13 protein-coding genes are annotated in these 12,345 nt (G+C 47.9%); 10 read left to right on the top strand and 3 right to left on the bottom strand.

What is annotated here, in order from left to right:
- Nucleotides 1-5: 5 nt before the first annotated feature.
- The 3 genes from HV261_RS19550 to HV261_RS19560 all read right to left on the bottom strand — a co-directional run bounded on the left by HV261_RS19550 (nucleotide 6) and on the right by HV261_RS19560 (nucleotide 3,136).
- A complete protein-coding gene (locus tag HV261_RS19550; RefSeq protein WP_202039211.1) occupies nucleotides 6-1,298 on the bottom strand; it encodes an efflux RND transporter periplasmic adaptor subunit in 1,293 nt (430 codons plus the stop codon).
- 77 nt (nucleotides 1,299-1,375) lie between these two features.
- The gene (locus tag HV261_RS19555; protein ID WP_202039212.1) at nucleotides 1,376-1,723 is read right to left on the bottom strand and encodes a cation efflux system protein CusF; all 348 of its coding nucleotides are present in this window, start codon (nucleotides 1,721-1,723) and stop codon (nucleotides 1,376-1,378) included.
- A gap of 30 nt (nucleotides 1,724-1,753) precedes the next feature.
- A complete protein-coding gene (locus HV261_RS19560) occupies nucleotides 1,754-3,136 on the bottom strand; it encodes an efflux transporter outer membrane subunit (protein ID WP_202039213.1) in 1,383 nt (460 codons plus the stop codon).
- Between the two features lie 182 nt (nucleotides 3,137-3,318).
- On the opposite strand from HV261_RS19560, the gene cusR reads away from it, so the two are divergent.
- The 10 genes from cusR (at nucleotide 3,319) to HV261_RS19610 (ending at nucleotide 12,253) form a co-directional block, all read left to right on the top strand.
- Nucleotides 3,319-4,002 carry a copper response regulator transcription factor CusR gene (gene cusR / locus HV261_RS19565; RefSeq protein ID WP_040232623.1) on the top strand — a complete coding sequence of 228 codons (684 nt, stop codon included), beginning with the start codon at nucleotides 3,319-3,321 and terminating at the stop codon, nucleotides 4,000-4,002.
- On the top strand, nucleotides 3,992-5,443 hold the full coding sequence (locus HV261_RS19570; protein WP_202039214.1) for a Cu(+)/Ag(+) sensor histidine kinase: 1,452 nt from the start codon (nucleotides 3,992-3,994) through the stop codon (nucleotides 5,441-5,443). The genes cusR and HV261_RS19570 overlap by 11 nt, the downstream gene beginning before the upstream one ends.
- Before the next feature lie 143 nt (nucleotides 5,444-5,586).
- Nucleotides 5,587-5,913, top strand: coding sequence for a PcoE/SilE family metal-binding protein (locus HV261_RS19575; RefSeq protein WP_202039725.1), 327 nt, complete (start codon nucleotides 5,587-5,589; stop codon nucleotides 5,911-5,913).
- A gap of 311 nt (nucleotides 5,914-6,224) precedes the next feature.
- Nucleotides 6,225-6,731: a hypothetical protein gene (locus HV261_RS19580; protein ID WP_202039215.1), complete on the top strand. Its 507-nt coding sequence runs from the start codon at nucleotides 6,225-6,227 to the stop codon at nucleotides 6,729-6,731.
- Nucleotides 6,732-6,745: 14 nt separating this feature from the next.
- Complete coding sequence (locus tag HV261_RS19585; RefSeq protein ID WP_202039216.1) at nucleotides 6,746-6,997, top strand: hypothetical protein; 252 nt, start codon at nucleotides 6,746-6,748, stop codon at nucleotides 6,995-6,997.
- A gap of 80 nt (nucleotides 6,998-7,077) precedes the next feature.
- Nucleotides 7,078-7,881 carry an MBL fold metallo-hydrolase gene (locus HV261_RS19590; RefSeq protein ID WP_202039217.1) on the top strand — a complete coding sequence of 268 codons (804 nt, stop codon included), beginning with the start codon at nucleotides 7,078-7,080 and terminating at the stop codon, nucleotides 7,879-7,881.
- A 145-nt stretch (nucleotides 7,882-8,026) separates the two neighbouring features.
- Entirely contained in the window at nucleotides 8,027-8,455 is a 429-nt protein-coding gene (uspF, locus tag HV261_RS19595) for a universal stress protein UspF (protein WP_202039218.1), read from the top strand.
- A 505-nt stretch (nucleotides 8,456-8,960) separates the two neighbouring features.
- A complete protein-coding gene (locus HV261_RS19600; protein WP_202039219.1) occupies nucleotides 8,961-9,506 on the top strand; it encodes a hypothetical protein in 546 nt (181 codons plus the stop codon).
- Nucleotides 9,503-10,171, top strand: a complete 669-nt coding sequence (locus HV261_RS19605) for a hypothetical protein (protein WP_202039220.1) — start codon at nucleotides 9,503-9,505, stop codon at nucleotides 10,169-10,171. Before HV261_RS19600 ends, HV261_RS19605 begins: the two co-directional genes overlap by 4 nt.
- 774 nt (nucleotides 10,172-10,945) lie before the next feature.
- Nucleotides 10,946-12,253: a tyrosine-type recombinase/integrase gene (locus HV261_RS19610; RefSeq protein WP_049099574.1), complete on the top strand. Its 1,308-nt coding sequence runs from the start codon at nucleotides 10,946-10,948 to the stop codon at nucleotides 12,251-12,253.
- Nucleotides 12,254-12,345 lie beyond the last annotated feature (92 nt).

The raw sequence follows: 12,345 nt of genomic DNA on the forward strand, positions 1-12,345 counted from the left end.
TGTCCTCAGTGTGAATGGCTCGCCTGGGCTGGCATCGCGGGTACAGCGTGTGTCCCATTTGTCTGGGCACGCATACGATCCAGAGCGCCAGAAATATTCGCTTCGGAATCAATCAGAAACAGACCGCTGGACACCACGTTTTCACCTTCGCTCAAACCAGAGCGGATGGCCGTTAAGCCCTGAGACTCATGGAATACGGCAACCTGCTTAGGTACAAATCGTCCTTCATTATCGACGGTGATAACCCGCTGTTCGGTACCGGTATCAATCAGCGCTTTAGACGGGATCAGCAGCATCGGTTCGCTTTGCGTTTTTAGTTGCAGATAGGCATTCATTCCCGGCTTCAGGGCCTCATCCGGGTTATCAACCTGCAGGCGAAGCTGGAGCGTACGCGTCGTGGCATCCACACTCGGCAAAATACTCCATTTGCTAATGGTGAAGGATTTACCCGGCCAGGCAGGTACGGTAATGGTGAATTGCGAGGCGTCTTTAATCAGCCAGGCGATAGATTCCGGGACTGAAGCACTGACCCATACCGGGTCCATTCCCTGAATTTTCGCGACCACATTATCTTTTGAAATGTTCATACCAGTACGTAAATCAAACGCGGTAATCACCCCATCAATAGGGGCCTTCAGGGTAAAGCGGGTCTGAATTTTACGCGTCGCTTTCAAGCGTTGAATGTCCGCCTCCGGCATTCCCGCCAGACGTAATCTCTCCAGAATGCCTTCAACCTGCGTCGCACTGCCGCCCGTTTCCCGCAGCAGTAAATATTCACTTTGCGCTTCAACCCAGTCAGGGATTGTCAGATCGATTAGCGGCGAGCCCTGCTTAATTTTGTCGCCCACGGTCAGCGGATAGACTTTCTCGATAAAACCTGCCGAACGCGCCTGAACAATAACAAATTGATATTCGTTATAACTGACGTTCGCCGGGAAAGTTTGTGCATATTGCAATGGTCCGCGGCGCACGGGTTCGGTTTTTAGCCCCAGATTCTGGGTCTGTGTCGGGTCAATACGCACACCCGGTGCGGATGTACTCGCTGTCTCTTCATCGGCATATTTCGGGATAAGATCCATATCCATAAACGGTGATTTACCCGGTTTATCAAACCGCGTGTTGGGATACATGGGGTCGTACCAGAATAAAACTTTACGCTCTTCTTTTTTTTGAGCAGCGCCGGTATCGGCCGATACTTTTGCGGATGAATAATAGGTATACACACCGACAGAAATAATTCCGCCAACAATCATGCTGCCGAGAATAAGCGCGGTATTTTTAATATTTAAAGACGCCATAGTGATTTCCATTGCGCGATAGTCTCGCCCGTGTTCAGGAAACCCCGGGCAAGAATAAAAGAGAGCAGCGAGATCCGTTATTTACTGATGTGAATATCGCGTAAGACAGAGAGATTTCCCTGCTGAACAAACGTAAATGCAACTTTATCACCAGGCTGAATATCGTCGGCCTTGGTATCAGGTACCAATGTGAAACGCATCGTCATTGCCGGCCAGTTCACTGCGGGAATCGGTTCATGCTTAATCGTGACTTTTTTGCTATCCATATCAACAGCTTCAATCACGCCTGTCGCGCTAATCACTTGCTCCTGCTGGGCCGCAGGCGCCATATTCATCATCTCGCCATGCTGATGTTCATTGGCCTGAGCGTTAAACATGACGACAGATAACACAGTAAACAAAGCGGCTTTAGCGGTAGTTTTCATAATATACTCCTGAGAATTTAAGATTAAAGATCATTCAACCCAGCCACCGCCTAAGGCAGCAAACAGCTTAATTTCATTAACCTGTTGGGCATAGTTAAGGTCGAGTAACGATTGCTGTGTAGTGAATAAAGAACGCTCGGCGTCCAGTACTTCGATATAACTAACCGCACCATTTTGATAGAGTGCACGAGCACGTTGCAGCGTGATGTGTAATGAGTCCAGATAACGCTGTTGACCGGTAATTTGATCGGCAAGGCTTTGACGCAGCACCAGCGCATCCGCAACTTCTTTAAATGCGTTCTGAATTTTCTGCTCGTAATTCACCACCGATTGCTGCTGGCGGATTTCTGCTAAATCGAGATTTGACTGATTACGTCCAGCGTTAAAGATCGGAATGTCTATTTTCGGGACAAAATTCCACATGCCGCTGGCCGCATTAAAGAGGCTGGAAAGATCGCCACTGCTGCTGGATACAGAGCTGGTCAGCGTAATCGATGGGAAAAATGCCGCTCGTGCAGCGCCAATATTGGCGTTCGCCGCCAGCAATCCATGTTCGGCTTCCATAATATCCGGACGCTGCAATAATATTTGCGATGGGAGTGCGGGGGGCAGTGCCACGGGTTTTATATCACCGCGACTGCGCACACGGTCGTCCGGTAATTTCCCGTACGTCCCCAGCAATAGTTGCAGTGCGTTGTTCGCCTGCGCCAGTTCGCCCTGGCGTTTGGCAATATCGCTGCGTGTGCTTTCAATCACGCCGCGAGCCTGTTCCAGTGCCAGCACGTTCGTACTGCCGGTCATCAACTGTTTCTCGACGAATGCATAAGAGCGCTGGTAGTTTTGCAACGTTTCTTCGGCAATTTGCAGTTGCGCATAAGCCAGACGCTGGTTGAAATAGCTTTGCGCCACGTTAGAAATTAATGAGATATGCACCATTCGACGCGCTTCTTCACTGGCGAAAAAATTCTGCCGATCGGCTTCACTCATATTTTTCAGTCGTCCAAAGAAATCCAGATCGAAACTGAGATTCAGTCCCGCTTCAAATTCCCGGTTAGTACTGCTATCACCTTTTAATTTCCCGCTATAGGTACCGCTGGAACCAGCGTTAAGCTGCGGGTAACGATCGGCATCCGTCACACCATATTGCGCTTTCGCTTCCTGAACCTTCAGTACCGCCATGCGTAAATCACGGTTATTGACCAGCGCCTCACCAATCAACGCCTTCACCTGGGAGTCAACAAAAAAGGTACGCCAGCCCGTATCCTGATATCCCATCGGGGCCGAAACCAGCGTGTTCTGACTTAAGGAGAATTGCTGCGGAACCGGCAATGCCGGACGCTGATAGTCCGGTGCCAACGAGCAGCCAGCCAGAACAAAAATAGCGCTGAGGGTAAGAAGCTTAAATTTGTACATAGTTCTTCTCGTCCAGACCGGACTGATAACCATAAAAGATGTGTGAATTTATACCTGAATGACTCTGTTTAACCGGTGACAGGAAAATGACAAAACTGTCATTTTCCCAATAACCGATTGCTATCCGATCCGCCTTCTCTAGAATTGAAAATCCGCACAGCCAGTGCGTGATGGAGAATGTCATGAAGATTTTGATTGTCGAAGATGAAAAAAAAACCGGCGAATACCTGACCAAAGGCCTGACGGAAGCGGGTTTTGTTGTGGATTTGGCGGACAACGGTCTGAACGGATATCACCTGGCAATGACCGGTGATTATGACCTGCTCATTCTCGACATCATGCTGCCCGATGTAAACGGCTGGGATATCGTGCGGATGCTGCGCACCGCCAACAAAGGCATGCCCATTCTGCTGCTCACCGCACTGGGTACCATTGAGCATCGGGTCAAAGGTCTGGAGCTGGGAGCTGATGATTATTTGGTTAAACCGTTTGCCTTTGCGGAATTGCTGGCGCGGGTCAGAACGCTGCTGCGACGGGGAGCCGCAGTCATTGTCGAAAGTCAGTTTCAGGTTGCGGATTTAATGGTCGATCTGGTCAGCAGAAAAGTCACCCGCAACGGCACACGCATCACCCTGACCAGTAAAGAGTTTACGCTGCTTGAATTTTTCTTGCGTCATCAGGGGGAGGTGTTGCCGCGTTCACTGATTGCCTCTCAGGTCTGGGATATGAATTTTGACAGCGACACCAATGCGATTGATGTCGCCGTGAAGCGTCTGCGGGCCAAAATCGATAATGACTTTGAGCCAAAACTGATTCAGACCGTGCGTGGTGTGGGGTACATGCTTGAGGTGCCGGATGGTCACTAAACGATTACAGCGCCCTTTTTCGCTGGCAACACGGTTAACCTTTTTTATCAGTCTGGCGACTATCGCCTCATTTTTCGCTTTTGCATGGATAATGATCCACTCGGTAAAAGTCCATTTCGCAGAGCAGGATATCAATGATTTAAAAGAGATCAGCGCGACGCTGGAGCGTATTATTAACCACCCGAACGAACCGGAATCGCGTCGGCTGGAAACACTAAAAAACGTAGTTTCGGGTTATTCTAACGTCATTATTTCTCTGGAAGATGCCAATCAGAGGGCTATTTTCCATTCACCTAATGCGCCGGATCTTCGTCAGTTTATCGCCACGGCAACGCCGGATAAAAATTCCCATACCCGGAATGTCTTTTTAATTTCCGGCCCAACGCTGCAAACATCAGAACATGCGCACGGGAAAAACGCATCCTCCAACTGGCGAATGATTCGTTTGCCCATTGGGCAGTTGCCAGACGGGAAACCGGCCTATACGTTGTTTATGGCATTATCGATCGATTTTCATCTGCACTACATTAACGATCTGAAAAACAAGCTGATCATGACAGCATCGTTAATTAGCATGATGATTGTTTTTATCGTGCTGTTCGCGGTCTATAAAGGTCATGAACCGATCCGTAATGTCAGTCGGCGCATCCAAAATATCACCTCTAAAGATCTCGATGTTCGCCTGGACCCGCAGGCCGTGCCGATTGAGCTTGAGCAACTGGTTGAGTCGTTTAATCACATGATCGAACGAATCGAAGATGTGTTTAAACGTCAGTCCAATTTTTCTGCAGATATTGCTCACGAGATCCGCACGCCAATCACCAACCTGGTCACGCAAACAGAAATTGCCCTCAGCCATCCCCGCAGCACGAAAGAGCTGGAAGATGTGCTCTACTCTAATCTCGAAGAGTTTGGCCGCATGTCGAAGATGGTGAGTGATATGTTGTTTTTGGCACAGGCAGACAATAATCAGCTGATCCCGGAAAAAACAGCGCTGAATCTTGCGGATGAGGTCAGTAAAGTGTTCGACTTTTTCGAAGCCTGGGCGGAAGAACGCGAAGTCAGCCTGCGCTTTGAAGGTCGGGCATGCTGGGTTTCTGGCGACCCGTTAATGTTACGCCGGGCAATGAGCAACCTGCTCTCTAACGCGATGCGCTATACGCCAAAAGGCGAGTCTGTCACCGTGCGAGTGAAAGAGGCCGATGATCTCGTGCATATTATTGTGGAAAATCCCGGTACGCCAATAGCCGGGGAACATCTGCCACGACTCTTTGACCGGTTTTATCGCGTCGATCCCTCACGACAGCGTAAAGGCGAAGGTAGCGGTATTGGCCTGGCGATAGTGAAATCGATTGTGATTGCCCACCAGGGCAAGGTCTCCGTGACATCCGACGCTCGCGCTACCCGCTTTATTCTGACATTACCCAAGTATGCCGCTTAATTATTATTGGTGGCGCTGATGCGCCATCGATTAAACCTGAGATTAAAATTATTTTTCTCTGACATCATCGTCATAATACTGTCACCTCACTGACAGCCCCTGCTGATTATAATTCTCCTGTAAACCGACACTGGAGAAATATGATGAATAAGATATCTTCCTTTTTAGCTATCGCTTTTTTTATCTCAGCTGGCGTTAATGCGGCAGAAACGTCTACAATGCATCAACAGGCAGCTATGGCTCACGAGATGATGAATAACAGCGATGCACCTGCGCATCAGCAAATGGCACAAACACATGAAGCGCAGGTGCAAAATAGCCAATCCACACGGACTAGTGCACCGTCTTTTTCGCAAATGAATGAACATGAAAAAGCGATGGTCGTTCATCAGTCAATGAATAACAGTCATTCATATTCACATGAACTGCAGGCGAAAAAACATCGCGAACAGGCAGCGATGCAAGGGTAGTCCATCGTCTCCACCAAACCACGCGCGCGGGCCTGCCTGCGCGCTTTCCCTTGGTTAATGTCAATATTAGTATTCCATTAAATTCCCAGACAAGACGTTAAATAATATAAACAGTGCAATAAAATTGTTTTAGACCCGTAAACAATGCTCGCATACCATCGAAAATATTAATATCAACATTCCTCCTCGATTAAAATTTAGGAATCTCCCTGGTATTCGTTATTACTATTTAATGGGAGACTGCTGTCGTCTACATGACAAATAGATTTGCATTCCTATATATAAATTTAATAATGATAGCGAGTAACAAAATGAATAAACATCTGCTGGCCATTTTTGTCCTCGGCCTGACAACTGCCACAACAGCATGTGCAATCACCCCTGCAATGCAGAAAAAATATGAACGTTCAGGTTGTACGCAGATAAGTGAAATCAACGGTTGCGATGTCAATAAATCTTATCAGTGGAACCGCGATCATGGTTTTATCGAGAACGATCAAAGCCAGCAAAATCGCCATCATCGTCATGCTGAAGATCAGCAAAATACCCGTAATCAAGATAATCATGATCATGCCGGTATTGATGGCAAATTCACCGGTAATTACGTTGCCAAATTTGAGAATGGCCAACGTAGTGTTGATATTCACGTAGAAGACTCTGGCGTCTACGTAAATGGTCATGAAGTGCGTGACGTGAATACCTATAAAGATACGATGACCTTCCGTGTGGGATATGCCACTTATACCCTTAAAACGGATGGTCACGGTAGCTGGAACAATCCTGATGCCGGGAATGCTGGCAAAATTGTGCGTGAATAATGGGTAACGTCACAATGAAAAAGCTGATATCCGCAGGGATTATTATGGCCAGCCTGTCGGGTTGTGCGGAACATCCTTATCTTTCGGCTGCAGCCGTAGGTGTAGGAGCGGCGGCGGTTGCCACGGCAATAGCCAACCACAAAAACCGTGAATCTAACCGCGATAAAGAGCATGAACGCCAGGAGCGCGAGCAAAGAGAAAATCAGCATGCATGGCGGCATAATCACCATCACCATAATGATGACGGCCACGACTATCATCGTTGAGCCGTCCCAAAGAGCGCTGAGATCACAGCGCTCTGACATTCCATGCGTTACAGTATGCCGCTTTAACGCTGGAGTCAGGCATGGCTTTAACCCTTACGGTGTTGCTTGAAAACAGGCGCGCCACCGGTGCAGAAAAAGCCCTACGGGCAAAACCTGGATTAAGTCTGTTAGTTCAGGATGAAACCACCACAATATTATTCGATACCGGGCCTGATGACAGTTTTAGGCACAATGCCGCACTGATGGGCATAGACCTGTCTCAGTTAACCGCTGTCGTACTCTCACATGGTCACTATGATCACTGTGGCGGCGTGCCGTGGCTTCCCGATAACAGCCGCATCATCTGTCATCCGCACATTGCCTGCGAACGTTACGCAGCATTCACGTTTGCAGGATATACCCGTAAAATCAAGAAACTATCACGCGAGAATGATTACTCTCGTCTGCAGATGGCGTACTCCCGTGAGCCTTTGCCCCTTAGCGAACGCTTTCTGTGGTCAGGAGAAATATCCGTATCCGCACCGCAGGCCTACGGTGTCATCAATGAAAATCCTCCCCAACAGGACTACATCACTGACGAAGGGGTATTGATCTACAAGTCAGACCGCGGATTAGTCATCATTACCGGCTGCGGACATCGGGGTATTGCCAATATCGTCGCTCACTGTCAGCGAATAACGGGCATCAGCAAAATTCATGCCCTGGTCGGTGGCTTCCATTTACGCTGCGCATCACCCTATACGTTATGGCAAACCCGACGATTTATTAAACAACAGCAGCCAGAAAAAATTCTCGGCTGTCACTGCACCGGCGCGTGGGGACGTTTGTGGTTGCCTGGACAAGAAGCACCCGCGACAGGAGATGTTATTGTGCTGGCCGAATAATAATCACCACTGTGGTTGTTGTATCTTCATCACATAACATTCATGAATATCAAAATGCGCGCACAACCTTGATCTGGTCACTTATTATACAGAAATAAAGTTCGCTACACTCAGGACAGAGGTAAACAAACAGGAGGTAGTGAATATGTATCGCTCTATTCTGGTGCCCATTGATATCTCTGAAGCCGATTTAACTCGCCATGTTATTCCGCAGGTTGAAGCGCATGCAAAAACCGCTAAGGTCCATTTCTTAGCGGTCATTCCTACCGTTCCGTTCTACGCATCACTCGGGCTTGCCTACTCCAACGAGTTCCCGGACAGAAGTGGTATACAGGCGAAAGCCACCGAAAAGCTCAACGACATTGTTAAGCAATTCAATATCCCCGCCGGCCGAACTCAGACCCATGTGGTTTATGGCCCACCGAAAGATCAGATCCTTAAACTGGCAGATGCCGTGGACGCCGAATTGATCGTCATTGCATCCCATAAACCGGGTTTCAGCACCTATCTGTTGGGGTCAACCGCCGCTGCCGTAGTACGTCATGCTAAATGCCCCGTGCTTGTTGTGCGGTGATATTGGTTAGAAAAACAGGAAAACGGGAGCGATCGGGCTCCCGTTATTTAGGGTTCAATACGAACTGATAACACGCTGTTTTACATTAAAAAATACTGCATTTAATTTTATGACTTGCCTCATTAATGCCCCCAAGTGTTTTTATCATCGCTTTTTCGATGAGTTTTTCATGCTGGTTTGTTCCGACTTATCGCAATTGATCGCTTCCCAATATCGACACCTGGTTACATCAGAGAATCGGGTCATTTAGCGAATCGCACGTTTAGGTAAGAAATCACTGATGAACATCAATGTGCGATGTAAGCAACATGCCGTTAAATGCAGTATCCCGGCATAAAACGGCTATATGCTCGCAGTAACACCCCATAAAGTTATTGATTCCCTGCCCTATCTTGAGCGCACGACTCAGAACTTACCGAAAAATGAGCGGTAGAAGCACCGTACCCTGACCAGCCGCCAGCCGCGGCTCGCCGAATACAATGAACAAACCGCATAGGGAACGAATATGCACAATTTGAATGGCGTTAACTTTCTGCCCTTTGTTGGCGAAAAATACTATAACAGCCGCTATGGCGTGCGAGTACTCGTGCTGGGTGAATCACATTACGGCAGCGAAGAAGATAATTGCGCCGACTTCACGCAAAGGGTTATTCGTGATTTTGCCTATCGGCCAGGCTTTGCGTTTTTCAGCAAGCTGACCAACGTTCTGCGCGGTCGGACTGACTGGCCTTCGGATGAAGAGCGTCGCGAGACCTGGCAGCATATCGCGTTTTACAACTTCGTTCAGGAATTCGTTGCAGCTGAGTCCCGCGTAGCACCTACAGAAGCGATGTGGAGGGCGGCACAAGCGCCGTTTCTGAATGTTGTCCGGGAGTTGAAACCTGATGTGATCCTGGTCCTGGGTTCCCGGCTATGGAACAACGTGGATGAATTGCCTCCGACGTTTCCGGTCGAATGGTGCGGAATCATCCACCCCAGTGGAGGTATGTCTTACGAATCATCAATTCATTCCCTGAGCGAATCGCTGGGTAAAGTCGGCGGTTTGTTATGACGCTCAGAGCCCTTACTGCGTCATTGAAATACCACCTTAGCGATCACTTAGAACGCTCGGGGAGCATTCTGTATAGCGCGGGCAGCACATTAAAACCGGGCGAAGTATATTTGATGGGGTTTAACCCAGGCGGCAATGATGATGACCCTGCATATAAATACCCGACCATCAGCGAAATGATCGATGCACTGACTGAAAGAACGACCAACGCATACCTCGATGAGGGGTGGACGAGCAAGGGTGACAAAGCACCGTTACAAAAGCGCGTAACGTGGTTGCTGGAGGCGCTGGGCTATCAGCCACGGGAAGTATGCAGCAGTAACCTGATTTTTCTGCGTAGCCGCGACGCCGCGGGCGTGGAGTACAGAATTGCAGATGACTGCTGGCCGATACACGAGAAGATACTCGGTATCGTACAGCCAAAGTTGATCCTTGCTTATAGCAATTCAGACCGGTCAGCGTATGGCTATCTGCGCAATAAATTTCACGCTGGTGGCCAGGATGAGAGCATTTCCTCAGGCCACGGCTCCTGGGTTGTCAGGAGTTTTGACGCGGTCATCAACGGCCAAAACACATGCGTTGTTGGCCTGCCGCACCTGAGCCGCTATAACCCGATAGGGAAAACGGAGGTGATCGCGTGGATTAAAAGCAGGGTGAAGGAGTAGAAGACGGCAAAAAAATTAACGGTAGATGTGATAAGAGACGCCTGACACCGCCTGTGTATAGCCAACCGGGAGAGTTGGTGAATACCCACCATAATGCGCGGTTCCGTTGCGTTACTGCTCACGAGTGGGAAGCATGGCATAACGCCGTATTGGCTGGCAATGGTTGTGCGGTTTGTTCCGGTAATACCCCGTTGACGGCTGAAATCGTTAATCAGCGTATTGCCGGGCAAGGCATCCAACTGATCGGGCCATATACGGCCATCAGCAAGGAGACCCGCCTTCAATGCCAGTATAATCGCGGATGGGGAAATACTCCCAAGTATAGTTATAGATGCCCATGACTGCCTGCTCCACCTTCCCGCCAATCAGATACTTTAAACGCCAGCTTTTCGTGGCATTGGGGAATGTTTCAAGATACATGCCCCCATTTTGGGGTAGATGTCTATAGACGAATGTAGACCGTGAGATAATGAAATTTATGGCTTTCGTGCGTATTGGCTGGATTTTGTAGACTTTGGAAGACATTAGAAGAATGTGAGAATGGTACGCCCTGTAGGATTCGAACCTACGACCTACGGCTTAGAAGTGCGAAGGTTATATGCTTTTAAGGCTCTAAATAATCACCTAAAAATAAATAAATTTCTTTATAAACATGATAATAACTGAAATGTCGTGTTGATGTAAATTGATCGATGTTGATGCTTATAGCTCTAATTTACTTACACCAGCCGTTACATTAGAATTCGGTGTAAGTATTCTTTCAGGAGGCAACAAATGGCGCTTGCCAGACAAAAACTCACCTTTGAACGGTTGCGTAAATTCGAGCTGACTGACGGAAAATCACAAGAGTTTCTTTGGGATTCAGACGTAACAATGCTGGCTTGCCGTGTAACTAAAGGGACAAAAGCATTTATCTTCCAGAGTGTGTTTCTTGGTAAAACTCTACGTATGACGATTGGCAAGATTAGTGACTGGAAAATTGATGATGCCCGTAGTGAAGCACGGCGACTTCAGACGCTTATAGATACAGGGATAGATCCCAGAATTGCTAAGGCCGAGAAAATTGCTGCCGTAGAATCACAGCAGGCTGAATCACGCAGAGGGAAAGTTATGTTCTCTGCCCCATGGGAAGAATACCTAAAGGAACTGAAAACGGGCATCAGTGCCAAAACTAAACGCCCTTATTCTCCGCGATACCTTGCGGACCATATCAGGCTTTCTGACCGTGGTGGGAATGTCAGAAAGGTGGGTGGTGGTTTAACTATTGCCGCGCCGTTAGCATTTTTCCTTGATTTACCGCTATCTGAAATCTCTCCAGTTCTCATTACAGAGTGGCTAACAAGGGAAAGGCAGACCCGCCCAACCGTTACGGCCAATGCTTACCGTATACTTCGTACATTCTTGAAATGGGTAAATGACCATAAGCTGTATCAAGGCATTATTCTTTCCGACATCACGCAAGATCGCAATGTCAGAAAAATGGTTCCGGTTTCAGCCAGCAAGGCCGATGACTGTCTTCAAAAGGAACAGCTGGAAGGTTGGTTCGCAGAAGTAAAGCGGCTAAGCAATCCGGTGATCTCAACTTATCTTCAAGTTCTTTTGCTGACAGGTGCAAGGCGTGAGGAAATCGCATCCCTTAGCTGGTCCGATATTGATTTCAAATGGTCCAGTATGCGTATTAAAGATAAGGTCGAAGGTGAACGAACGATTCCACTGACGCCATATGTCTCATCTATTTTGTGTGAACTTGCCAAGCTTTCGAATGTTGACACTAGTACTGACGGCTGGGTTTTCTGTAGTGATAGTAAGAGCGGTAGAATTGTTGAGCCGCGAAAGGCGCATAATCGAGCATTAAGTCAGGCAAGCTTGCCACATATCAGCCTTCATGGTTTACGTCGTAGCTTCGGTACTCTGGCCGAATGGGTCGAAGTGCCAACAGGAATTGTTGCTCAGATAATGGGGCATAAACCTAGTGCTTTAGCGGAGAAACACTATCGCCGCCGCCCATTAGATTTATTAAGGAAATGGCATGAAAAAATTGAGAGGTGGATCTTACAGCAAGCAAATTTTGCAAAAAAATAACCGTTGATATGTGTTGATTTCATTTAATATCAATAGATTACAGAGTCACACCTATTGTTGACATAAGTATATTTTAAGGTTTAAATTCCATC

Origin of the sequence: Citrobacter sp. RHBSTW-00671 (genome assembly GCF_014103415.1) — a bacterium.
In the GTDB taxonomy this organism is placed as follows: Bacteria; Pseudomonadota; Gammaproteobacteria; order Enterobacterales; family Enterobacteriaceae; genus Citrobacter.

Excerpts from the sequence above, each read along its gene's own strand:
- HV261_RS19550 (WP_202039211.1), bottom strand. The coding sequence starts at position 1,298 with ATGGCGTCTTTAAATATTAAAAATACCGCGCTTATTCTCGGCAGCATG.
- HV261_RS19555 (WP_202039212.1), bottom strand. The coding sequence starts at position 1,723 with ATGAAAACTACCGCTAAAGCCGCTTTGTTTACTGTGTTATCTGTCGTC.
- HV261_RS19560 (WP_202039213.1), bottom strand. The coding sequence starts at position 3,136 with ATGTACAAATTTAAGCTTCTTACCCTCAGCGCTATTTTTGTTCTGGCT.
- cusR (WP_040232623.1), top strand. The coding sequence starts at position 3,319 with ATGAAGATTTTGATTGTCGAAGATGAAAAAAAAACCGGCGAATACCTG.
- HV261_RS19570 (WP_202039214.1), top strand. The coding sequence starts at position 3,992 with ATGGTCACTAAACGATTACAGCGCCCTTTTTCGCTGGCAACACGGTTA.
- HV261_RS19575 (WP_202039725.1), top strand. The coding sequence starts at position 5,587 with ATGAATAAGATATCTTCCTTTTTAGCTATCGCTTTTTTTATCTCAGCT.
- HV261_RS19580 (WP_202039215.1), top strand. The coding sequence starts at position 6,225 with ATGAATAAACATCTGCTGGCCATTTTTGTCCTCGGCCTGACAACTGCC.
- HV261_RS19585 (WP_202039216.1), top strand. The coding sequence starts at position 6,746 with ATGAAAAAGCTGATATCCGCAGGGATTATTATGGCCAGCCTGTCGGGT.
- HV261_RS19590 (WP_202039217.1), top strand. The coding sequence starts at position 7,078 with ATGGCTTTAACCCTTACGGTGTTGCTTGAAAACAGGCGCGCCACCGGT.
- uspF (WP_202039218.1), top strand. The coding sequence starts at position 8,027 with ATGTATCGCTCTATTCTGGTGCCCATTGATATCTCTGAAGCCGATTTA.
- HV261_RS19600 (WP_202039219.1), top strand. The coding sequence starts at position 8,961 with ATGCACAATTTGAATGGCGTTAACTTTCTGCCCTTTGTTGGCGAAAAA.
- HV261_RS19605 (WP_202039220.1), top strand. The coding sequence starts at position 9,503 with ATGACGCTCAGAGCCCTTACTGCGTCATTGAAATACCACCTTAGCGAT.
- HV261_RS19610 (WP_049099574.1), top strand. The coding sequence starts at position 10,946 with ATGGCGCTTGCCAGACAAAAACTCACCTTTGAACGGTTGCGTAAATTC.